The following is a 21,776-nucleotide window of genomic DNA, read 5'->3' on the forward strand; positions in this document are numbered from 1 at the left end:
ACGGGAGGATGGGCAAAGAACATGCCAGAAAGAGGAGTAGTGTATGCACAAGTGGACAGACAATCGAAAAGTTTTTTTAACCGCTATTGCCTTTGGAACGATGTTGAATCCGCTGAATTCATCAATGATTGCTTTAGCCTTGCATCAAATTCAGCATGAATTCGGTTTGTCGTTTACGACTGTATCTTGGCTTATTTCTTCTTTTTATTTAGCAAGTGCAGTGACGCAGCCAGTGAGTGGCCGGATTGGGGATCATGTCATGAGCCGGAGAACCTTATTTTTATTCGGTCTCGTTCTTGTCGCAGTCTCAGCCATCTGCGCGCCGTTTGCCCCAACGTTTGCGGTACTGATTGTAATCCGGCTGTTACAGGCGATTGGAAGCAGTGCCATTTATCCCTCTGGGGTCGGACTCATTCGGGATCATATTCAAGAAAGACAGGCTTCTGCGTTAGCGGTATTATCCATTTTTGCTTCAGCGATGACGGCACTTGGGCCGACGCTTGGCGGATTTTTGATGACCATTGGTGGCTGGCCGGCTATCTTTTTAGTGAATCTGCCGTTTATTTTGATCAGTTTCTTTCTCGGTCTATTGTTGTTTCCGAAGGAGCAGAAGAAGAGAAAGCTGCGCATAGGCGAAACCGTGCGAACACTCGATTTGCCAGGGATGCTTCTTTTTACTGTCTGCATTGTTCTCCTGCTTTCATTTTTATTATCACTCGGTGATGGCATTCAATATGTTCAAGGCATTCTTTGTCTCCTGAGTGCAGGCGCTTTTATTTGGTGGGAGTATCAGGTGGATGAACCGTTTATTCAAATAAGGATGTTCAGAGAAGAGCAGCGGCTGTCACTTGTGTATGTGCAATTTATCATCTTAAATATCTTTTTCTATTGTCTCTTTTTTGGTTTGCCGAGTTATTTTCAAGATGAGTTAGGCTGGCGTGTGGAGATGACGGGTCTTTTTATGCTGTGTATGTCAGGGGTGAGCATTATTGTGTCGCCTCTGACAGGAAAGTGGGTAGATCGCGGGGATGAACGCCATCCAGTTTTAGCGAGTGCAGTATTGATGCTGGCTGGAGCGTCTGCAATGACTTTCTTTTTTATTCCTGCGCCATTATGGGGGAAAGGATTGGTTCTAGCACTGCTTGGACTCAGTTATGGAATTGGGAATGTTGCGCTTCAAGCTGCGATGCTCAAAGCAAGTCCTCAGCAAATGATTGGCACGTCCTCTGGACTTTTTCAAACATGCCGCTACCTTGGTTCCATTCTGTCATCTGCTGTGCTTGGCATGCTCTTTGGGGATGAAATTGCTGGTTCTCATTTTGCACAATTAGGCTGGACGTTGATCATCATTTCTCTTATTGGCATTGGTGTCAGTCTTTATTTTTCAAGTATGGTTAGAGGGAGACAGCCAATAAAAAAAGCGGCACGATAAGTGAGAGAAGAATCGTCATCACGTTATCGCAAAACCGCTTAAGAGTTGGACAGGTCTGTGCCCTGATCCTTTGTCTTCCTTCTGAAAATTTTCCCCACAATTGTCTCGTAAAATGTCACGATACGATCAATAGGAGAGTCAAAGAACTTCCATAATTTATTCATGATAAAGACAACCACAATCGATACGACTAAGCTGCCTAAAACATCAAATGGATAATGATGACCAACCCAGATGCGGGAGAATCCTGTGAGTAATCCAAAGACGAGCAAGATGTTGCCGAGCTTTTTATTACGGGATCGAATGGCTAATGAAAGAGCCAGTGCACCTGTTGTATGGTCACTTGGGAAGGAAGCGTCTGCTGAGTGCGGGATGAGTGTGTCGACTTTATGCGCCACAAACGGCCGCTCTTCATAATGAAACAATGTAATGGCAAAGTTGACGATAAGTGCTGCAATGCCTGTTACACCGGAAAAGAAGACATGCTTCTTAAATTTGTGATTCCCTAAAAACCAGCAAATCAATAAGACAAGGGCATACACAAGAATGGCCTTTTTCGTAATGAATATCATGGCCTGATCTAAAAACTCAGAATGGTGAGCCATCCCGTGTATGACTTTAAACAATTCGTAATTCAAAACATCACCTATACTTTCGCTTAATGCCAACTATTTTTCAAAAAAGCCTGTATGCTCTATTTGAAATATCCTATATTTTAGCATGTTTCCGGTGAAGTTTAAAATAGTATCCTTTTATTCTGAAAGGGAGACCTTTTGTGCTTTTGCTTCCTGGGGTTTTCGTTCGCTCCAATAAAAAACGCCCATACTCAGTAAGACCACAATACCCGCAATGAGGTACACATTTGAAAAGTCTGTGAAGCTGACAAGGAGTCCAAAGACAAATGAGCCAGCAGCAATGCCCGTATCATACAGGGTGAAGAAAGTGGCCGTCGCATATCCTGTACGGTGGGCTGGTGAGTGCTGAATCGCAAGTGTTTGTAAACATGGCACGAGCGATCCGTAGCCAAGTCCAATCACAGCGCCTGATAGAAGAAGCATTGTGGCTGAATGTGTCGCAGTCAGCATCCATAAACCAATAGCAAAAAGGGCAATCGAAGGATAGATCACAATGTGAGCTCCAACCCGGTCAAAAAGTCTGCCTGTAAATGGACGAGATCCAAGCATTGCAGCTGCAAACACAATAAAGAAATAACTGCTTGCCCCCATCAAATGGAGTGAATTGGCATAAACTGAAATAAATGAAATAATCGGCGAATAACAGAAGGAAATAATGATGCCGACGGCCGCTGTTTTTAATGCGCCTTTTTCAAACAGGTGAGAAAACGTGAATCGGAAGACGATACTTCCACCGTTTTCAGGCTCTGGCTGTCTAATCAGCATCGTAAAAGCGGCTCCGATCGTTACGATAATGGAAAAGAGAAGAAATAAGGAATGAAATCCTATTTTTCCTACTTGATTCAGTGCGATAAATGGACCGATGACAACAGCGAGGTTCATGGACATCACAAAGTATCCGAGTCCTTCCCCGCGTTTATGTTTCGGGATCATATCAGCCGCAATGGCACTGGCTACTGTCGTCAAAATACTAAAAAAGATCCCTTGTACGAAACGCAGTATAAGAAGCGTTTGGAATTGATCAATCGGGATGTATAAATAAGTGAGTAAGGCAAAGGCCGTAGAAGAGAAAATCGCCATCTGTTTTTTGCCGAATTTCTCAATAATGGCGCCCGAGAAAGGTCTTGTCACAATTGCAGATAATAAGAAGACCGTCACAAGGAGGCCGCCCTGTGATTCTGTTCCATTTAGTTCATCCATTGTGTAAATGGGCAGTAATGTCAAAAGGGCATAAAAAGAGGTGAACGTAAATAAATTCACCAGGACAATCATAATAAAGTCTTTTGTCCAAATACGTTCGTTCATGATGTGTGTCACTTCCTATTCAGTTGATAATTTGTGTAAAAGTGTATGGAGGAGTTGTTTTTCTTCGTAGGTAAAATCTGAAAGACATTCTTCTTCAAATTGTTCCATCGTGCGTTTGATTTCTTCAAATCGGGCTTTTGCATCATCTGTCATCACGATCAGATTCTCACGTTTGTCTTTTCCTTGTACACGTTTCACCCAGCCGTTTGCTTCTAAACGGGTGACGGTTCTGGTGATCGTCGGTGCTTCGACGTTCAAATATGTCCAGATATCTTTTTGGGTTTTCGGGCCGAATGTATCCAAACAAAAAAGCACAGTCCACTGGGACATGTACAAGTCATAAGCAGCAAGCGCTTCGTTCGCCTTTTTAGACAGCAGTCGTGCGCCTTGATGTATTTGATGTAAACACTCTCTATTTAACGTATCCATATGCTCACCTTTTTTAAATATTTAGCTAGGTAAATAAATTCACCTTTTCTATTTTACGTGCTGAATCCTTTCTTGTAAAGTGAAAATTTTCGCGCCCCGAAATGATTTTTTGTTTTGCCTTTTCTGATAAATCCCTTGTCCCATCTTCATTTTTAGCATATTCCCTATTCAATGCTAATACACTGTTACAAACCTGACAAAGAGAGTGTTTGAGGTGAGGGATCGTGTTTGGCATTTACTACCTAATGGATGAGAAATTACGACGAACAAGCGCCGCTGAAAATGGATAATCTTCATACGGATCTCATTTCACACTTCTCACATCCATTTTAGGGAGGTCGAGTGGTGTGCACGATTACATCAAAGAGCGAACAATCAAGATAGGAAAGTATATCGTGGAGACAAAGAAAACCGTTCGTGTTATTGCGAAAGAATTTGGAGTCTCTAAAAGTACTGTACACAAGGATCTAACAGAAAGACTGCCAGAAATTAATCCAGATCTGGCTAATGAAGTGAAGGAGATACTGGATTATCATAAATCAATCCGCCACTTGCGAGGAGGAGAAGCCACCAAGTTAAAGTATAAAAAAGAAGAAATTTTAGAAGGCGAGCCTGTGAAACAGTAAGCTTAGTTCTTTGTTCATAAACATGATATATATATCTTCCTCATATCGGTAGTTTCTAACCACAAATTTTGTAAAGACTTTTGTAAAGAAATATCTTTTTTTCTGCAAATTATGATAGAATATATAATTAGGGCAGAATGTGGTATTTGCTATGGAAACAGATTTTCAAGGAGGATATATATAGATGTTTGCTAGGGATATTGGAATTGATCTTGGTACTGCCAATGTACTGATTCATGTCAAAGGAAAAGGAATTGTGTTAAATGAACCATCTGTGGTAGCTCTTGACAAAAACAGCGGGAAAGTTTTGGCTGTTGGAGAAGAGGCTAGACGTATGGTTGGACGTACGCCTGGGAATATTGTTGCGATTCGTCCATTAAAAGATGGCGTAATTGCTGATTTTGAAGTAACTGAAGCGATGCTCAAGCATTTTATTAACAAATTAAATGTGAAAGGGCTATTCTCTAAGCCGCGTATGCTCATCTGCTGCCCGACAAACATTACATCTGTTGAGCAGAAGGCGATCAAAGAAGCTGCTGAAAAAAGCGGTGGTAAGCATGTATTTCTTGAAGAAGAGCCAAAAGTAGCAGCCATTGGTGCTGGTATGGATATTTTTCAGCCAAGTGGAAACATGGTCGTAGATATTGGAGGCGGAACGACAGATATCGCTGTCATCTCAATGGGTGACATTGTAACCGCCTCTTCTATTAAAATGGCTGGAGACAAATTTGATCTGGAAATTCTAAACTACATTAAAAAAGAGTACAAGCTGTTGATCGGTGAGCGCACGGCTGAGGATATTAAGATCCAAGTTGCAACGGTATTCCCAGACGCACGTCACGAAGAGATTTCAATTCGTGGACGAGACATGGTGACAGGATTACCAAGAACGATTACCGTCACAAGCAAAGAAGTAGAAGAAGCATTGCGTGAATCTGTATCTGCGATTGTTCAGGCTGCGAAACAAGTTCTTGAGAGAACACCGCCTGAATTATCAGCTGATATTATCGATCGCGGCGTCATTATTACAGGTGGCGGAGCTCTTCTAAACGGGCTTGATCAATTGCTTGCTGAAGAGCTGAAAGTACCGGTTTTCGTTGCTGAAAATCCAATGGACTGTGTAGCAGTTGGTACTGGCGTGATGCTTGATAATATGGACAAGCTGCCAAAGCGTAAACTCAGCTAATGATTTCCCTCATTCTTTTTAGAAAGAATGGGGGATTTTTATTAAAGAACCCTGCTAATTAGCCGATATATTTCATAGAAGATTGTGTTTAGGTCATGTGAAAGAATTTGAATGAGGTGAGCACGTGTTAAAAGGACTATACACCGCAACATCTGCCATGATCGCTCAAGAGCGGCGGACAGAAATGCTTTCAAATAATATCGCAAATGCGAATACGCCAGGCTATAAAGCAGATGAAGGGGCAATGCGTGCATTTCCAGAAATGCTGCTGAGCCGAATGGAATCAGGACGTTTCCAAACATCCTCGGGCAAAGGCTTTAGTGTTCCACTGCAATCGCCGATTGGTGGAATCAATACTGGGACATATATGCAGGAATTAATCCCTCAATTTACACAGGGAACTTTAAAAACAACAGATCAAACAACAGATGTAGCACTAGTTGAAAATAATGTGCCGATCAATCCTGAGACCAATCAGAAATCAGCGCTATTTTATGCGGTCAACACACCAGAAGGCGTTCGTTATACGAAAAGCAGCTCCATTACATTGAACGCACAAAATCAGTTGACCATTAATGGACGTGCTCTTCTTTCCGTGACCGGCCAGCCGATTACGGTTCAGAGTGAGAATTTCAAAGTGAATGCAGATGGTACTGTCACTGAAAATGGCCAAAATCTTGGTCAAATCGATGTACGAGTTGCGATGGATACAAGAAATCTAGCGCGTGAAGGAAATGATTTATATCGTACAGCTGATAATCAGCCCCTCCCAAGTGCAGTCAATAACGGTCAAATGTCCTATACGTTAAGCCAAGGCGTATCGGAGCTGTCGAACGTCGATGTGACGAAATCATATACAGATATGACAACAGCCTACCGAGCATTTGAAACAAACCAAAAAGTGGTTCAGGCGTATGATAAAAGCTTAGAAAAAGCAGTGAATGAAATTGGAAGAGTGTACTAATCAAGAAATAAAAAGAAAGGAGGATACTTATGCTTAGAACGATGATAAACGCAGCTGTCTCGATGAATGAAGTGCAAAAGCAGCTTGACATCATCAGCAACAACATCGCGAACAGTGAGACAACAGGGTACCGAGCGAAAAACACCCGTTTCTCAGAGCTGATCAGACAGCAGTTTAACCAGGTAGATGAAAAAAATGAGCAGGTGGCAAACAGTCGTCTGACACCTGCTGGGTTAAGGCTTGGTACGGGGACAATGGTCAATGCGTCCATTAACTCGCTGCAAGGCTCAATTAAAGAAACTGGACGTGATCTTGATGTTGCATTCGGAGCGCCGTCGCAGTATTTGCAGGTCAACGCCGGCGGTAATATCCGTTATACAAGAGATGGTTCACTTTACTTACAGCCGGGCAATAACCGTAACCAAGTACAGCTTGTCACGAGCGAAGGCTATCCGATTCTTGATGAAAATGGGAATGCAATCGTCTTAAATGCGAATTTCCGTGATATTTCAATCGATAAAAATGGACGGCTTACAGCGATTTCAAGAGATAATCAACCGAACCAGCAAGTGAATTTAGGCGTTGTACGAGTCAACAATTCGTCAGCACTTGTCTCTGAAGGAGATAATTTGTTCTCAGTCGACGGAACCTATCAAGGCGCACTAACAGCACTAAATGGAGCAAACCGAGAGGCGATTCAGCTTCAGCAAGGTGCGCTGGAAACGTCAAATGTGGACATGTCGAAAGAATTAACAGACCTCATGACAACGCAGCGTTCCTATCAGTTGAACTCAAGATCTATTACGATGGGCGATCAGATGCTGGGATTAATTAATACAATTCGATAATCAGCAGGCTCGTATCAGCCTCTCATGATAAAAAAGGCGGCTCGCTCAAAGTCGCCCTTTTTTTTATAAAAATCTGAGACATCAGCAAGCAGATCCTCAAGATCAATCCAGGCTTCTTTTCGTTCAAGACATGTGACGAGCGTGGCGATCTGCTCATCTGCCTTTGGCGTTTGGCTGTAGAGAAGAGATAAGATTTGAAACTTCATTCTTAATATATCAAACTGCGAAGCAACGGCTTCTTTCAGCCCTTTTTGAATATACTTCATCCCTTCATCGGTTAAATTTTCTTTAAAGCAGGAACGCACAGTTTCGTATAGGCACGATACATAGGAGTGTGCTGACTTTCGGTATGCTGGGAGACGAAGCGCCTTTTTAAAGTAGTCCAGCGCTTCCTTGTGACGGTTTTGTCTCGAATGAATAAAGCCAGCGTCATAATAAACGATACCGAGCAGCTCTTGATCATCGATCTTTTTCACGTAATCAATAATCTCAATGAAAATAGCTTCTGCTTCCTCATATTTTTTTTGGTCGCTATAGTTAAGAGCGAGTACAATTTTACACCGATAGATGCTGTGGATGTCTTCGTGCTTTGCAAAAATATCCATGGCTTTTTGAACATGACGAATCGATAACAACGAGTAACGGTTGTTATAATAAACACCGCTTGTACGGAAATGGAACTCTGCTTCCTCCAGTTCATCGTTAAGCAATGGCAGTCGTTCCTCTGCCTTTTCGAGATAATGAATCGCATCATTTTGATCACTTTTTAAAGATTCATATAATCCGAGAAAGAAGTAAAAATAATATTGTAGTTCTTCGTTCATTTCATCTTTGTGTGGCAGCAGTTCGTGTTTGAGTTTTTCTAAGTCCTCTGTTTGATTCATCCAGAGCTGATGACGAAAAAGCATCAGCTGATAATGGAAATAGAGCTCCTGTTTTTTTGATAATTTACGTTTATATTTTAGTAGTGTTTTTTTGATTTCTTCAGCCTTCGAAAAATGTCGATGCTTCAGCATTGTATACCAGGAATGGAGAAGTTTTTTTATGGATTTATCGCTCATAAAATTCATTTTTACCCTCTTATTTAATCGATGATGTAATATATATTACCATATTTGTGAAAAAACAATGAGTGTAGTGTGGATTATATTTGATGACAATTGGTAATGGTAGATTCTATTTTTTACCATATACGTGAGGCGAATATTGAAAAATGCCAGCATTCATAATATACTTCTATAGGAATCACATGAAGATCAGCGATATAGAAAAGAAGGAGAGATCAAGATATGCTTGATGCTCAGCAAATTCAAGACATTATTCCACACCGTTATCCATTCTTATTGGTCGACCGTATTTTAGAGGTTGAGGGAGAAAAAAGAGCGGTTGGGATTAAAAATGTCACAGTAAATGAAGAATTTTTTAATGGCCATTTCCCAGGATACCCAGTCATGCCGGGTGTGCTTATTGTAGAAGCACTCGCACAGGTTTTTGGTGTGATTATGTTAGGCAAGGAAGAAAACAAAGGGAAAATTGGTTTGTTTGCAGGGATTGACGCCTGCCGCTTTAAAAGACAGGTCAAGCCTGGAGACCAGCTTCGTTTAGAGGTTGAAGTGACGCGCCTCCGCGGGCCGGTTGCAAAAGGAAAAGCAGTAGCGACAGTAGATGGCGAAGTTGCATGTGAAGCAGACTTGACATTTTCTATCGGTCCTAAAGTATCATGATTTTCCTGGCGGTTCATCAAGCATGAATCGCTTTTTTATTTAGAAACGTTCAGTTAGAACGGATAAGGACTTGCAATTTTGACAAAAAAACGTCATATTAGACAAAAAAAGATGAAGGTGATAAAGGATGCTGAAAGAATTTAGAGAGTTTGCCGTCAAGGGCAATGTCATTGACTTGGCTGTAGGTGTCATCATTGGGGGAGCATTTGGCAAAATTGTCACTTCTCTTGTGAATGATTTAATCATGCCGCTTGTCGGTATTATTATTGGAGGGCATGATTTTAGCGGTTTATCCATTAAAATCGGAGCTGCTCAAATTTTATATGGAAACTTTATTCAAACAGTGGTTGATTTCTTAATTATCTCGTTTTCCATTTTTATCTTTATTCGTTATTTGAATAAGTTAAAACGGAAAAAGGTCGAGGAAGAAGAGGTTGTGGAAACGCCGGATCAAACGGAAGTTTTGCTAACTGAAATTAGAGATCTATTGAAAAATCAAAGCCAGTCTAAAGATGTGCAATAAAAAAGAGCGGCTGATCCCGCTCTCAGCGTGTAGACAAACCCTTGCATTCGGTGTCAGGTCTGCGCTCCGGTACTCACGAATGTTAAATTCGCTCCGTTCCAGTGCTCGTCCTTCCTAGACTTCAAAGGTTTTCAAACACGCTGAAAAGAAGACAAAGGGCTTAAATCAAGTTCATTTTAGCCCTTTGTCAACAATCTAAGAGCGGCTGATCCCGCTCTTTTTTATGTGTTTTGTTTAAAAGCATCCAGTAGTTTTTCTCCTGAAAGCCCCTCTTTGACGAGGTCTTTTAATACTTCTTCAGTTTCTGTTCTGTAACGATTTGTAATCATTTTACCATCGAGTAATACAGAAATGTTTTCTTCTAAGGCAACGATGTTTTTGACTTGGACAGATAGGTGTACAGGGCGGTTGTTTTCTTTAGTGATCGTTACAAGAATCTTCACTTCTGTGTGCTGCTGAAAGAGTACCTCAAACACCTGTCTATGTTTCTTTGGAATGAGTGCCTCGATCATCCAGTGATTTTCACCGTCTTCTTTATTAATGATTAAACCGTCACGAAGGGGAATGCTGGACATTTTATCTTGCTGTGGATCAAGTTCAATTTTTAAATCAATCAGCCTAAAGGTTTTCATATTTATCACCTCACAAGCGTTCATTATTCGTAAGTATTATTATAGCATACAACATCTGTATAAATGAAACCGCTGCCTGCTTAGAACTAGCTGCACATGAGTGAAAGGAGATGTTTTATGGAGTCCTATCAATTGAGAAATATTCATATTGGCGAGGAGAAGGCAAAGAGTGATATACGTGTTTATTCGTGGGGGGACATTCTTTCATTTTGTGATGTCTATATGGAAGAAGGAGAGTCACTCACGTTTCAATATGTTACTGAGGATCAAATGGACTGCTTTGAGTTTCAGCTGTCGGTTCATGATGGCCGGCTTTGTTTTTATTGGTTTGCGTGGGACGGATCTGATTATATTCACATGCCTTCTAGTAATTGGATTCATTCAGATATTTTTTATCAATTTATGAAAAATAAGTATTTCATCAAACAAAACAAGATGATGTTTTATACGCAAGCGGTAAAAAACAGAAATTAATGAGGATATAGAGAATTTGAAGGCCTATTTTGCTATTCTCACGTTTTGTCACATCAGGCCTTTCTCCGTAGACTAGGGGTAGCTGAAAGGAAAGGAGGAAAGTCCCGATCAAAAGGTAACGTCTATCATCTGACAGCCCCCCTCTAGCTAAAGCTGATAGATGCTGCCTTGTGCATATGAACACTGCGTAATAGAACCAATGCTTCTTTGTATAGGTCATGTGTCCCCTTATGAATCCCCTTTGTGTGTATCCGGTCATAATGCGTGGCCGGATACCCTTTTATTCACTGTTTAACCGATCAGCTCTTGCAAATAGTGGATACTCATTACATAATGATGATGGATTTTGTTAACGGTATATCGGTTGAAAATAAAGACAAAAAGGAGAGAATGATGACAAACATTCAATTAATCGCAACGGATTTAGATGGCACTTTATTGAACAGTGAACACAAAGTGAGTCAGGAAAACGAGCAGGCATTAAAGGAAGCAGCTGCGAATGGAATTGAGGTTGTCGTTTCAACAGGGAGAGCGTATTTTGATGTGAGGTCTATTTTTGACCAGCTTGGTATGAATACATGGGTGATTAGTGCCAATGGAGCTGTGATTCATGATCCAACTGGACAAGTGTACCATTCAGCTGCTTTACAAGAAGAAAAGGCTAAACACATATTGTCATGGCTGGAAGAACGTGATTATTATTATGAAGTCTTTACAAACGAATCCATTTTCACACCGAATCGCGGCAGAGAGCTTCTTGCGATTGAAATGGACCGTTTAAAAAGTGCAAATCCAGAAACGGATCAAAATGTCTTAAAGCAAGCTGCAGAAGTTCAATACAGCCAGTCTGGTTTTTCTTATATTGATACATATAAAGAATTGTTTCGTGAGGATCGAAAGCTTTCATTTTACAACATTTTAGGTTTTTCTTTCTTTCAGGACAGATTGAAAGCCGGATGGGATATGTTTGGTGATGATTTAGATTTAACATTGGTCAGTTCGGCTGATCATAACTTTGAAATTGGTTCAAAGCACGCGTCTAAAGGGCAGGCATTAACAAGGCTGGCAGAAAGACTAGGTATTCCTTTAAGTAGGGCAGCGGCTGTAGGAGACAGTTTAAATGATGAATCGATGCTTCGAGCTGCTGGTGTTGGGGTTGCGATGGGGAATGCGAGGCAGGATATAAAAGAAATCGCTGATCACGTCACGTTATCAAACGATGAACATGGAGTGGCGCATATGATCCGGCACCTTTTGAAATAGATGAATCAGATGTCGCGGTATAAATTACATAGGATGAAGCGCATTCTACAAAAGAGGAATTCAGAACCACTTCTATTTACACATGATGTGGAACATCATATAATTTAATTAAGAATATAACCCGCTTGTAAGGAAAATAAGGAGAGTAAACGAATGGCGCTGGAATCTTATAAGTCCGAAAATCTGCATTTAATCAAGGAAGCCTTGGACTATACTCAGGTTGGCCTGACGGTGACGGACCCGTCTTTACCTGATAATCCTTTAATATATGTGAACAAGGGCTTTTTAGATATGACAGGCTATCAAGAAACCGAAGTATTGGGGAGGAATTGTCGTTTCCTTCAGGGAGATGAAACTGAACAAATCGCTCTCAAACAAATTAGAACAGCCATTGAGAACAAAGAGGCTGTCACTGTTCAGCTGAAAAATTATAAAAAATCTGGACAAATGTTTTGGAACGAGTTAAGTGTCGCTCCTCTTTGGATTGACGAAAATGAAGGGAAACGTCTTTATTTCGTTGGTCTGCAAAAGGATGTCACGAAAGAGAAGGAACAGCAAGAGCTTCTTGAGCAATCAATTGATGAAGTGCTGAATATTTCTGTCCCAATCGTTCCTGTGAAAGATGGGATCTCTGTGTTACCGATCATTGGTACATTAACAGCGCCAAGATTTGATAAGATCATTTCAACGGTTTCCACCTATATCTCTCAATCCAAGGATGATTATTTTATTGTCGATCTGTCCGGATTATTAGAAGTGGATTCATTTGTGGCAGATGCGATTTTTAAGCTGAACGATTTGATTTTAATGACGGGTACTGAACTCATTGTGACAGGAATTAAACCGAATCTTGCCATGAAAATGGGAGAAATGAGAGAGGACTTCCGTGAATTAAATACGTATATGAATGTGAAATCTGCATTGAAAAAACTGAACATTTAACTTACGTTTATATCAAATGAAAAAGAGGACTTTTCATGAAACTTGAGAAAAGTCCTCTTTTTGCTGTGATTAAGATGATTGAGCGGCAGCACTTAAGGTAAATAAATCTTCTAGTTCGTTTGTCGATAGCTCTGTAATCCAGCTCTCGCTTTGGATAATTTGATCATTTAATGTTTGTTTTGTTTCGAGCATTTGATCGATTTTTTCCTCGATTGTGCCCGTTGTGATCATCTTATGGACGTGAACAAATCGTTTTTGTCCAATCCGATAAGCTCGGTCTGTCGCTTGGTTTTCCACAGCAGGATTCCACCATCTATCGTAGTGAATGACATGGTTTGCGGCGGTTAGGTTGAGTCCTGTTCCTCCTGCTTTTAAAGAAAGAATTAAAATGTTGAATTCTTTCTTCTGGAAGCGGTCCACCATTTTGTCCCGCTCCTGTTTTGAGAGGCTGCCATTTAAAAATTGGACCGGTTCTCCAAACATCTTTTCTGCCAGCTGCTTGATCATGTTGCCCATTTCAATATACTGCGTAAAGATGAGGCAGCTTTCTCCTTGCTCATGTATCGCTTTTAACAGCTCTGCGAGTTTATCCATTTTTAACGAACGTTTCAGCAGTTTCACATCTGTTCCACTCTCTTTTAAATAGAGAGCAGGGTGATCACAAATCTGTTTGAGTCTGCCAAGCATACTTAAAATAATGGCTTTTCGCTGCATCCCTGTTAATGATGCCATATGTTCAAATGTATCCTTCACGAGCTGTTCATATAAAGACGCTTGCTCAGCGGATAGCGGAATGAATTCTTTTTCTTCGAGTTTTTCAGGAAGGTTCAGGGCAACCTCTTCATCTTGTTTTGTTCGTCTTAATAAAAATGGTTTGATCAGCTGCTGCAGTTGTTCAATTCTTTTTTCTTCACGGTCTTTTTCAATCGGAAGGACGAACTTCTTATGGAAGCCGGTCAGGCTGCCGAGATATCCTTTGTTGACGAAGTCGAATATGGACCAAAGCTCTGTCAAACGGTTTTCCATTGGTGTCCCGCTGAGGGCAATGTGATGTTGCCCTTTAAGCTGTCTAATCGCTCTCGATTGTTTCGTATGGGCGTTCTTGATGTTTTGGGCTTCGTCTAAGCAAATGGTATTCCACTTTGCTGCCGTTAATTCATCACGATCAGAATGTGAGAGTCCATAAGACGTCAGAACAATATCTGTTGACTCGTATGCTTTTGTGAAGTCCTCTCCCTGTGGACGCGATGGGCCATAATGCAGGGCAACCTTCAAATGTGGTGCGAATGTTTCGAGCTCTCGCTGCCAGTTTCCTAAAACAGAGGTCGGCGCAATGATGAGAGAGGGAGTGGCATTTTGCTCCTGCTCCTTCAAATACGTGAAATATGCGATCATTTGAATCGTTTTTCCAAGGCCCATATCATCTGCTAAACAAGCCCCAAATCCATGCGATCTTAAAAATAAAAGCCAGTTCACGCCATGCTGCTGATACGGACGCAGTATGCCTTTAAAGGACTCACTCATTTCGTAGGAAGGCAGCTCGTGCGTATCATTTAATTGGTGGACAAGCCCTCTTAATTGCGATGAAAGTTCAAATTGAATATGGGCAAATGCTGAACTGTCCAATAGCTCTGGAATCGATTCAGAGGAAGCTTCTTGATCTGCCAGTTCACGTGACAAAATATCAGACATGTGAAGTCCTTCGTTTTCGGCACGCTCCATCCACTTTTTCATTTGCTGGATGAAGGTAGGATCTATTTTGATCCATTGTCCTCGAATGTTGACAAGGCGTCGTTTGCTTTGGACAAGCTCGTTGAACTCATCTTCTGTCAGTTCAATGCCGTTTGTAGCAAAGCGCCAATTAAAGTCCATTAATGCGTCCATACCGACATGCGATTCGCCTCGCGGTGTAGAAGAGATCCTTGCTTTTAACATCATCGTGCTGTCTTTAACAATTTGCCACCACGATGGGAGCAGAATCTCAATACCCATATTAACAAGGGTTTCACTCGCTTCAGATAGGAAGAGCCACGCCTCTTCTTCTGACATGAGTGTGGTGCCAGATGTGAAAGAAAGCCAAGGGACAATTTGACTGAATCGTTCCAGCTCTCTTGAAATTTTATCTTGATACGGATGCCAAGACCTTTTCAATGAACGGATGCCTTCAAAAAAGTGAAGGTCACTGTTTTTCTTATCTCGCAAAAACAATTCGATTTTCCAATCATCTCCGTCAAAATCCGGCTCATTTAAGCGCAAGCCGACAGTGAACGGCGTCTCATCATCTATCCAGCCAATCCTCTCCAAGAAATCCTGCTCATCTAGAAAATGTCCTTGGAAGGTTGAGAGTGCAGGCGATTGTGCGTTCATGCGTTCCCACTTGTGCTGCAAGGCATCATCATACTGAATATAATCCTGTACAGCAAAGGAGAACCAATCAGCCGTATAACCATCTAATAGGCCTTCTTTGTCTTTAAACCGAAGCTCGCCTTTTGTCCATGCCTCGTAATCGGGAACGAAATCTTCGTCCTCGATAAATTCGTAAATGGTGGAGGCTGTTTTCATCAGGGGCTCCGTTTCATCCGTTAATGTCACATGACTAAACGTATTAAATGAATTTTTTCCTAGCAATTCAACGGTCATCCAAGGGCTTAACAGGAAGGCAGGTGTTCCAATAAAGCTGACATCTTCTAAGAATGTTCCGTAGAAAGAAGATTCGTGCCATTGGAAAAGCTGCCTCTTCATTTCATTAAGCGGAACAGGGTGTCCGTCCTCTGCTTGCGCTGAAATGGTGAAAGAGAAATCTTCTGTTTGTTCTGCATGAATGACAATTTGTTTATGGCGTGTCATCAATCAATTTTCCTTTCTTCATTTCCTCTTGGAACGCACGCAGCCGTTTTGTTGAATCTTGCAGCTGCTTTACATACCTTTCCCAAATCGTGGTTTTTTTTGTTTTATGATAAAGCGTGCGCAGTTTCTTCAGCATTTTCACAGACTCTCGATAAGCACTTCGATTCTTTTGATCGAGAAGCAGTGAGATTTCACGGTGGTACGATGGAATGAGGGCTTCTGGCTCCTCTTTTGCAATCTGTTTGATCAGATCCTTCTCCAGTTCACTAATGGAGAAACCAACAAGGCTGTGAATCTCAATCCATTCCGCATAACGCTGCTGTGCATACAATAGCTGACTGTATTCTGTAAACGCATAGGGCATACAGATTTGGAGATAGCGTTCATATAAATGATGATCCTTCGTCTGCTTAAAATATGCATCTAAATAAAAGAAGAAATCACTGACGGCTCCCCGCAGTTCTCTGTATGAAAGGTCGAGCTGGCAATATTCCTCTAATATATAGGTGATTTCGTGATACCAGAGCTTGAGCCGCTTCCAGTCCTTTCGGTTTGTGAGATCCTTCAGCCAATTGAGCACATTTGGCAGCATGTCGGCATTGAGCAGCTGTAATTGCTGAAAGAGGCTTTCATCTTCTTTCAGTAAATAATCCATGTGCATCAGTCCGATGGTACGTTCAACCGTTTGTTCTTTTTTCTGGGCGTTCTTTAGTAATTCTGTTTCTTTTTTGACCCATTTCCCTCTATTTAATATGGTGCCCCAAATCTCCATAAAGACCGCTACTCGTTCATGCTGGAAAGGTCCATTGATTTGAAGAAGTGTGCGAACGGCAGTTGGTGTGTTTTCAAGAAACGGATCGAGGGAAAAGGAAAGGGCGTATGTCTTCAAATGATCCACTGAATCGAAAATGGTGTTCATGAGCTGTTCTACATATGGATTCATGGAATAAAAGTCTTTTTCGGCATCAAGCCGGCCGAGGTCGATCAGTTCATGAAGCCTCAGCCATACATCGATTGACGTATGAATCGCATACAAGCTCTTGAATTCAGGTGAAGCAGGTGCGTGTTTTTTTAGGATCGATAAATAGCCGTAATACAAATGCTGCGGTGTTTGCTGGTGCTTTGGTGTCCGTTTCAGCCAGAGGTTAAATTCCTCTTGGAAAAAAGTCAGCCAGCTTTGGAGTGATTGTTCGTCTGGGTGCTTCACTTGGAAGTGCTGGCGAATCAGTTCTTTGCTGCGCTGTAATTCATCCTTTTCTGACCAATTTTCTGTAAATCCGGTCACACTCTCTACTTGAGCGTATAGCGAAAAGAAGACAGCGAGAATGTGTTTACAAAGTCCATCTGCTGGACATGAGCAGCTGCTTCTCACAGGAAACAGCACATGAAGGTGGACTCTTGCTGCCACGACATCATGTACATAAGCTGACCATTCGGTATCAGACTCTTGCTTGAGCCGATATACGCTGTCCTGTCTATAAGTAATCAATGCTTTTTTGATGAGTTGTTTGTTTTCATCTGTTGCAGGAAGAAGTTCTTTGATCTGTTCGGCTGTTTGTTTGATTTCTTCTTCGTTGATGTTGTGCTGAAGCATTTGATCCGCTCCTAACCAAGTAAAAGATTCCAATTCTTTTATTATAGCTCAATGGGGATTTATAAAAAAGTTTTTCATGAAAATGGTCATAAATTTCAAAAGCTGTCGAATGATGTAATAGAGTATTGCATAAACCAACCTTACAGCATATAATAATGAAATTAGTGGAATCGAAAGGATACAGACATGGATAATAAGGGTTTAAATCAAGAGGAATTTTTAAAGATTTTGATGTACGCTCATGATATTGGTGAAAATTCAAATGATGTCACAACAAAAGAAATGCTTGAAAATCTGATTGCTCATATTCGAAATGGTCTTGTTTCATAAAAGTGACCCCCTGCTAGTGATGGCAGGGGGTTTTTGTATGCTTTTAAGAATGGAATGAAAGCTCCCGGCATACGATGTCATTACAAGCATAAGGAGTATGGGGAGCTGATGGTGTCATGAATATTGCGATTGCAGGCTGTGGGTATGTGGGGCTTGTGACAGGTGTGTGTTTAGCGGAAGCAGGTCATGATGTGGCGTGTATTGATATTGACCGCCGAAAGGTCATGCAGCTGAAACAGGGAACTCCCCCAATGTATGAGCCCGGGTTAAAAGAGCTATTGAAACGCAATTTTGAGCAGGAACGAATTCATTTTCACATAAATGGAGCGGAAGCCTACACGAAGGCAGATGTATTAATGATCGCGGTCGGCACCCCGCAGCAGGCAGATGGCCAAGCTGATTTACAGTTTGTGTTTCAAGCTGCGAAAGAGATGGGGATAAAAGCAAAATCAGGTGCGATTCTTGTGGTGAAAAGTACGGTGCCTGTCGGAACGGGGGATCAAATCGATCAGCTCATCCATCAAGAATTAGGACGGAAGGAACCATTAGCGATTGCATCTAACCCAGAATTTTTACGGGAAGGCTCTGCCATTTCAGATACATTGCGGGCGGATCGGCTTGTGATTGGCGCTGAAACAAAAGCCGTATTAGACCAGTTAGAGGAGATGTATGCTGATTTCCACCTTCCATTGGTGAAAACAGACCGTAAAAGTGCTGAAATGATCAAGTATGCATCAAATGCATTTCTTGCGACAAAAATCAGCTTTATGAATGAGATTGCCTCCATTTGTGAAAAAACGGGTGCTGATGTTGAATGGGTGGCGAAGGGAATGGGGCTTGATCAGCGGATCGGTTCTTCCTTTCTAAGAGCGGGCATTGGCTACGGAGGTTCTTGTTTTCCAAAGGATACAAATGCACTTGTCCAAATTGCAGGGCATGTGTCCCATGATTTTGAGCTATTAAAGGCTGTCATCAAAGTAAATAATGAGCAGCGGGCAGGTTTTATCCGAAATATCCAGGAGCGGCTGGGAGCAGCGCTTGAAGGGAAGCGAATTGCGCTTCTTGGTCTGTCCTTTAAACCGAATACAGACGATATGAGGGAGGCACCATCTATTCCGATCGCTCATGAGCTCCATCAATTAGGTGCGGAGCTTGTGGCGTATGATCCTGTTGCTGCCCGGCGTGCAGCTCGTGAACTGCCGGATCAAGTCTTATTTGCTCAAACGATTGAAGAAGCGATCAAGGATGCCGATGCGGTCTGTCTATTAACAGAGTGGGCGGATATTCAGTCGTTTCCACTCGCGTCCTACAAAAAATGGATGAAGCAGCCGCTTATTTTCGATGGACGAAACTGTCATACACTTGAAGCGGCAGAAGAAGCAGGGGTCGAGTATCATTCGATTGGGCGCAGATCAGTTTCTCCAATTTATATGTAAAAGAAAACCGATAACAGTGAATGTTATCGGTTTTTATGAATGCGGCAGAATGAATCCACCATATAAAAATGCAGCCACAATAAGAAAGGCAGGGTGCAGCTTGAATTTGGTCATCAAGAAAAAGGAGATCGCGGCAATGGCGAGAGATTGTGTCCAGCCGATGGCTTTCACTGCATCTCCGCCGATTTCCCATGTTAGTAAAAGCATCATCATCGCAATGACAGGCTGTACGGATAAGGTCATGCCTTTGACGACGGGAGATTGGCGAAAACGGTCAATGAGCTTGAGCAATAAAATGAGTCCGGAAGCGGAAGGCAGGACAGTTGCAAGCAATGCCACGATAAAACCTGGCCAGCCCATGACGTCATAGCCGACATATGCTGCAATCTTCGTAGCGATTGGCCCCGGCAGTGCATTGGCTAAAGCCAGCATATTGGAAAATCCTTCGTTCGTCATCCAATGAAAATGATTGACGATTTCTTCATAATTGAGCGGGATGGATGCAGGGCCTCCGCCATATCCTAATAGATTAGATAAAAAGAATGCCCAGAATAAAAAGAGAATCAGTATCATGAAGACACTCCTTTCTCTTTATTTGACCGATGCCAGCGATTTTTCAGCTTAAAATGAAAAGCGCCATAAAATAAAAAGATCATCACAATGATTCCTGGATGAATGGAGAGCACTTGCAGTCCGACAAAGGCAAGAAGGAATAGAGTGATCCCGAAGATCATGCCGAAGCCTTTCAGCGTTTTTTGTCCAAACTCATATGCCATGATGCCTAACAGAACGGCAATGACAGGGGTCACAGCACCAATCATATTTTGAATGATTTGTGAGGAACTTAAGACGCTGACAAGTGTGACAAGGGCTACCATAGCGAGACATGTCGGTAAAATATGTGCAGCTGTTGCGACAATTGCGCCAGATACGCCTTTTAATCGATAGCCGAGGTATGCTGACATTTTGGTTGCGATCGGGCCTGGTAATGCATTGGCGATGGCGAGTGTTTCTCCGAATTCGTCATCGTTGACCCATTGATATTTCACCACCGCTTCATGGCGAATAAGCGGTATCACTGAAGGGCCTCCGCCAAAACCGAGAATCCCGGTTCGCACCATAGCGATAATGAGTTCGATATATGATTGCAAGTGGTTCAACTCCTGTCTACAATTTCATGCCCATACGGCTTTTGTATCGTTTAATGAGCATTTGGCAGTCCACACTGACAACGCCTTCTAGCGGGTATAGTTTTTTTGTCAGAAATGTCTCCATTTCCTGTTCATCTTGAAAAATGCCATGCATATGCAGCTTGCTTGGTCCTGTCATATGATAAAGACTCGTGACAGCTGTTTCTTGTTCAAGCTGAAGGGCAACCGCTTCTAAAAATTTTGGCTCTACCTCTACATTAAAGAAGACAGAGACATGAATGCCGACCTTCGCGGGGTTAATCACAGCGGTGAAACGTTCAATGACTCCTGCTTCAATGAGCTGCTGAATGCGGGCTTGCACGGCAACACGTGACAGACCGACCTGTTTGCCGAGATCTGTATAAGACATGCGCCCGTCCTCGTGTAATAGGGATAAAATTTGTTTATCTCTTTCGTCTAATGTTAGGTTCGGAATGCTATAGTCTTTTGACACCATATAACCACCTTTCTTCTGTTGATATTCTATCATATTTCATTACGTATAGAATGATTGATTTCTCATTTATTATCGAAACGAAAACGTTACGAGTGAAAAAACATCTTTATGCATTAAAAAACACCCCGAGCTCATCGGGGTGTCTTCATTTATTGATCCGGGTTGCTTTCTGCACTGGCAATTTGCTGTGCAAGGTCAGCTCGATCAATGTCGGCTTGAAAGAATTCCTGCGTATTCGGCAGGTGTAAATTCATATGACGTTTTTGAGATATGCGGATGGTGACTTGATCAACGGTGTAATCAAATACGTGTCCGCCAACACTTCGATCTTCATCAATAAAATGAAGGTGATATCCACTTACCGCAATGCCGTGTGCGTACTGCGGTGTACGGAAGCCTGCGATCGTACCTTGAATATCCTCGAAGTCGAAAATAGGCTGAGACTTGACTGCTTCTACCATCGGAACGTAAGGTTTTTCCTGTTTTTCAACCGTACGTGTTTGAACCTTTTTGAATGATCCATCAATGCGGACCGCATAAAAGATATTTTTACTTGGTAAGATGCGGTCAATTTCTTCTTCCAGTTCTTTGGACGTCATTGGTGCATCAATTCGATGAACGATATCTGTTTCAAAGAAAGCTAGAGAGCAGAATGGTGAATAATCTTGATCGGTGACTGGTGTCGCTGTTCCATCCGAGCGCAGCCGGTAGAATGCACCGTCAAAGCCGATCAGCTCCCCATCTAATTGATTAAATGTACCGATGCCGAAATCACCGTGTTCAGGAATATGTGCGAGGGAGAAATCTCCATCATATACGGCTTCAAGCAAGGAGGTCATCGTTGATACTTGATAGACCTCCTGCTGTTTGTCATGCTGTCTTGTGTCATTCTGTTGATTCATTGGGTGCATCATACCCATATCCGCTCACTCCTTTAAT

Annotated in this window: 23 protein-coding genes; 12 read left to right on the plus strand and 11 right to left on the minus strand. The window is 42.0% G+C overall.

The features are described 5' to 3' along the window. The first annotated feature begins 43 nt into the window (after positions 1 to 43). Positions 44 to 1,432: an MFS transporter gene (locus tag OIT90_RS02290; protein ID WP_059376399.1), complete on the plus strand. Its 1,389-nt coding sequence runs from the start codon at positions 44 to 46 to the stop codon at positions 1,430 to 1,432. 38 nt (positions 1,433 to 1,470) lie between these two features. Here the strand turns inward: OIT90_RS02290 and OIT90_RS02295 are convergent, their stop codons facing one another. The 3 genes from OIT90_RS02295 to OIT90_RS02305 form a co-directional block, all read right to left on the minus strand. Further along, complete coding sequence (locus OIT90_RS02295; protein ID WP_126682409.1) at positions 1,471 to 2,070, minus strand: undecaprenyl-diphosphatase; 600 nt, start codon at positions 2,068 to 2,070, stop codon at positions 1,471 to 1,473. A 114-nt stretch (positions 2,071 to 2,184) separates the two neighbouring features. Next, positions 2,185 to 3,372 (minus strand): MFS transporter, encoded by a 1,188-nt coding sequence (locus OIT90_RS02300; protein WP_073978883.1) that lies wholly within the window; start codon positions 3,370 to 3,372, stop codon positions 2,185 to 2,187. A 15-nt stretch (positions 3,373 to 3,387) separates the two neighbouring features. Beyond that, positions 3,388 to 3,801 (minus strand): MarR family winged helix-turn-helix transcriptional regulator, encoded by a 414-nt coding sequence (locus OIT90_RS02305; RefSeq protein WP_024423697.1) that lies wholly within the window; start codon positions 3,799 to 3,801, stop codon positions 3,388 to 3,390. Positions 3,802 to 4,148: 347 nt separating this feature from the next. Between OIT90_RS02305 and spoIIID the strand changes: the two genes are divergently transcribed. The 4 genes from spoIIID (at position 4,149) to OIT90_RS02325 (ending at position 7,425) form a co-directional block, all read left to right on the plus strand. Further along, on the plus strand, positions 4,149 to 4,427 hold the full coding sequence (spoIIID, locus tag OIT90_RS02310; protein ID WP_008343327.1) for a sporulation transcriptional regulator SpoIIID: 279 nt from the start codon (positions 4,149 to 4,151) through the stop codon (positions 4,425 to 4,427). Between the two features lie 184 nt (positions 4,428 to 4,611). Beyond that, complete coding sequence (gene mbl, locus OIT90_RS02315; protein WP_007497573.1) at positions 4,612 to 5,613, plus strand: cell shape-determining protein Mbl; 1,002 nt, start codon at positions 4,612 to 4,614, stop codon at positions 5,611 to 5,613. Positions 5,614 to 5,737: 124 nt separating this feature from the next. After that, the gene (locus OIT90_RS02320) at positions 5,738 to 6,577 is read left to right on the plus strand and encodes a flagellar hook-basal body protein (protein ID WP_039182029.1); all 840 of its coding nucleotides are present in this window, start codon (positions 5,738 to 5,740) and stop codon (positions 6,575 to 6,577) included. A 29-nt stretch (positions 6,578 to 6,606) separates the two neighbouring features. Beyond that, entirely contained in the window at positions 6,607 to 7,425 is an 819-nt protein-coding gene (locus tag OIT90_RS02325) for a flagellar hook-basal body protein (protein WP_106025529.1), read from the plus strand. Between the two features lie 14 nt (positions 7,426 to 7,439). Here the strand turns inward: OIT90_RS02325 and OIT90_RS02330 are convergent, their stop codons facing one another. After that, positions 7,440 to 8,495, minus strand: coding sequence for a tetratricopeptide repeat protein (locus OIT90_RS02330; RefSeq protein ID WP_268473627.1), 1,056 nt, complete (start codon positions 8,493 to 8,495; stop codon positions 7,440 to 7,442). A 219-nt stretch (positions 8,496 to 8,714) separates the two neighbouring features. Between OIT90_RS02330 and fabZ the strand changes: the two genes are divergently transcribed. Both fabZ and mscL read left to right on the plus strand, forming a co-directional pair. Beyond that, positions 8,715 to 9,149, plus strand: coding sequence for a 3-hydroxyacyl-ACP dehydratase FabZ (gene fabZ / locus OIT90_RS02335; RefSeq protein WP_039182021.1), 435 nt, complete (start codon positions 8,715 to 8,717; stop codon positions 9,147 to 9,149). 127 nt (positions 9,150 to 9,276) lie between these two features. After that, entirely contained in the window at positions 9,277 to 9,672 is a 396-nt protein-coding gene (mscL, locus tag OIT90_RS02340; RefSeq protein WP_024423693.1) for a large conductance mechanosensitive channel protein MscL, read from the plus strand. Positions 9,673 to 9,893: 221 nt separating this feature from the next. Here mscL and OIT90_RS02345 read toward each other — a convergent pair whose 3' ends face one another. Further along, positions 9,894 to 10,304 carry a YwpF-like family protein gene (locus OIT90_RS02345; protein ID WP_024423692.1) on the minus strand — a complete coding sequence of 137 codons (411 nt, stop codon included), beginning with the start codon at positions 10,302 to 10,304 and terminating at the stop codon, positions 9,894 to 9,896. Between the two features lie 117 nt (positions 10,305 to 10,421). On the opposite strand from OIT90_RS02345, the gene OIT90_RS02350 reads away from it, so the two are divergent. From OIT90_RS02350 to ytvA, 3 genes are all read left to right on the plus strand, one after another. Beyond that, the gene (locus tag OIT90_RS02350; protein ID WP_041087904.1) at positions 10,422 to 10,778 is read left to right on the plus strand and encodes a hypothetical protein; all 357 of its coding nucleotides are present in this window, start codon (positions 10,422 to 10,424) and stop codon (positions 10,776 to 10,778) included. Between the two features lie 402 nt (positions 10,779 to 11,180). After that, a complete protein-coding gene (locus tag OIT90_RS02355; protein ID WP_474892324.1) occupies positions 11,181 to 12,041 on the plus strand; it encodes a Cof-type HAD-IIB family hydrolase in 861 nt (286 codons plus the stop codon). Positions 12,042 to 12,194: 153 nt separating this feature from the next. After that, a complete protein-coding gene (ytvA, locus tag OIT90_RS02360; protein WP_041087908.1) occupies positions 12,195 to 12,983 on the plus strand; it encodes a YtvA family blue-light photoreceptor in 789 nt (262 codons plus the stop codon). Between the two features lie 69 nt (positions 12,984 to 13,052). Here the strand turns inward: ytvA and OIT90_RS02365 are convergent, their stop codons facing one another. Then, positions 13,053 to 15,830, minus strand: coding sequence for a DEAD/DEAH box helicase (locus OIT90_RS02365; RefSeq protein WP_474892215.1), 2,778 nt, complete (start codon positions 15,828 to 15,830; stop codon positions 13,053 to 13,055). Continuing rightward, positions 15,817 to 17,424 carry an SWIM zinc finger family protein gene (locus OIT90_RS02370; protein ID WP_474892216.1) on the minus strand — a complete coding sequence of 536 codons (1,608 nt, stop codon included), beginning with the start codon at positions 17,422 to 17,424 and terminating at the stop codon, positions 15,817 to 15,819. Before OIT90_RS02370 ends, OIT90_RS02365 begins: the two co-directional genes overlap by 14 nt. Positions 17,425 to 17,610: 186 nt before the next feature. On the opposite strand from OIT90_RS02370, the gene OIT90_RS02375 reads away from it, so the two are divergent. Together OIT90_RS02375 and OIT90_RS02380 are read left to right on the plus strand one after the other, a co-directional pair. Further along, entirely contained in the window at positions 17,611 to 17,754 is a 144-nt protein-coding gene (locus tag OIT90_RS02375) for a YwzD family small protein (protein WP_003214884.1), read from the plus strand. Between the two features lie 116 nt (positions 17,755 to 17,870). After that, on the plus strand, positions 17,871 to 19,190 hold the full coding sequence (locus OIT90_RS02380; RefSeq protein ID WP_039182004.1) for a UDP-glucose dehydrogenase family protein: 1,320 nt from the start codon (positions 17,871 to 17,873) through the stop codon (positions 19,188 to 19,190). A 33-nt stretch (positions 19,191 to 19,223) separates the two neighbouring features. Here OIT90_RS02380 and OIT90_RS02385 read toward each other — a convergent pair whose 3' ends face one another. The 4 genes from OIT90_RS02385 to budA all read right to left on the minus strand — a co-directional run bounded on the left by OIT90_RS02385 (position 19,224) and on the right by budA (position 21,757). After that, entirely contained in the window at positions 19,224 to 19,763 is a 540-nt protein-coding gene (locus tag OIT90_RS02385; RefSeq protein ID WP_442852918.1) for a chromate transporter, read from the minus strand. Further along, on the minus strand, positions 19,760 to 20,341 hold the full coding sequence (locus tag OIT90_RS02390; RefSeq protein ID WP_082672242.1) for a chromate transporter: 582 nt from the start codon (positions 20,339 to 20,341) through the stop codon (positions 19,760 to 19,762). The genes OIT90_RS02385 and OIT90_RS02390 overlap by 4 nt, the downstream gene beginning before the upstream one ends. A 16-nt stretch (positions 20,342 to 20,357) precedes the next feature. Next, positions 20,358 to 20,834 carry an Lrp/AsnC family transcriptional regulator gene (locus OIT90_RS02395; protein ID WP_039183339.1) on the minus strand — a complete coding sequence of 159 codons (477 nt, stop codon included), beginning with the start codon at positions 20,832 to 20,834 and terminating at the stop codon, positions 20,358 to 20,360. A 152-nt stretch (positions 20,835 to 20,986) separates the two neighbouring features. Further along, positions 20,987 to 21,757, minus strand: a complete 771-nt coding sequence (gene budA / locus OIT90_RS02400) for an acetolactate decarboxylase (RefSeq protein ID WP_058838581.1) — start codon at positions 21,755 to 21,757, stop codon at positions 20,987 to 20,989. Between the last annotated feature and the right edge of the window lie 19 nt (positions 21,758 to 21,776).

It is taken from the genome of Bacillus sp. ABR, assembly GCF_056172715.1.

Bases quoted from the DNA above. Each gene is read 5' to 3' on its own strand.
- mscL (WP_024423693.1), top strand. From the start codon at position 9,277: ATGCTGAAAGAATTTAGAGAGTTTGCCGTCAAGGGCAATGTCATTGAC.
- OIT90_RS02350 (WP_041087904.1), top strand. From the start codon at position 10,422: ATGGAGTCCTATCAATTGAGAAATATTCATATTGGCGAGGAGAAGGCA.
- OIT90_RS02385 (WP_442852918.1), bottom strand. From the start codon at position 19,763: ATGATACTGATTCTCTTTTTATTCTGGGCATTCTTTTTATCTAATCTA.
- OIT90_RS02345 (WP_024423692.1), bottom strand. From the start codon at position 10,304: ATGAAAACCTTTAGGCTGATTGATTTAAAAATTGAACTTGATCCACAG.
- OIT90_RS02375 (WP_003214884.1), top strand. From the start codon at position 17,611: ATGGATAATAAGGGTTTAAATCAAGAGGAATTTTTAAAGATTTTGATG.
- budA (WP_058838581.1), bottom strand. From the start codon at position 21,757: ATGGGTATGATGCACCCAATGAATCAACAGAATGACACAAGACAGCAT.
- OIT90_RS02300 (WP_073978883.1), bottom strand. From the start codon at position 3,372: ATGAACGAACGTATTTGGACAAAAGACTTTATTATGATTGTCCTGGTG.
- OIT90_RS02370 (WP_474892216.1), bottom strand. From the start codon at position 17,424: ATGCTTCAGCACAACATCAACGAAGAAGAAATCAAACAAACAGCCGAA.
- OIT90_RS02380 (WP_039182004.1), top strand. From the start codon at position 17,871: ATGAATATTGCGATTGCAGGCTGTGGGTATGTGGGGCTTGTGACAGGT.
- OIT90_RS02325 (WP_106025529.1), top strand. From the start codon at position 6,607: ATGCTTAGAACGATGATAAACGCAGCTGTCTCGATGAATGAAGTGCAA.
- OIT90_RS02330 (WP_268473627.1), bottom strand. From the start codon at position 8,495: ATGAATTTTATGAGCGATAAATCCATAAAAAAACTTCTCCATTCCTGG.
- mbl (WP_007497573.1), top strand. From the start codon at position 4,612: ATGTTTGCTAGGGATATTGGAATTGATCTTGGTACTGCCAATGTACTG.
- OIT90_RS02290 (WP_059376399.1), top strand. From the start codon at position 44: ATGCACAAGTGGACAGACAATCGAAAAGTTTTTTTAACCGCTATTGCC.
- ytvA (WP_041087908.1), top strand. From the start codon at position 12,195: ATGGCGCTGGAATCTTATAAGTCCGAAAATCTGCATTTAATCAAGGAA.
- OIT90_RS02305 (WP_024423697.1), bottom strand. From the start codon at position 3,801: ATGGATACGTTAAATAGAGAGTGTTTACATCAAATACATCAAGGCGCA.
- fabZ (WP_039182021.1), top strand. From the start codon at position 8,715: ATGCTTGATGCTCAGCAAATTCAAGACATTATTCCACACCGTTATCCA.
- OIT90_RS02365 (WP_474892215.1), bottom strand. From the start codon at position 15,830: ATGACACGCCATAAACAAATTGTCATTCATGCAGAACAAACAGAAGAT.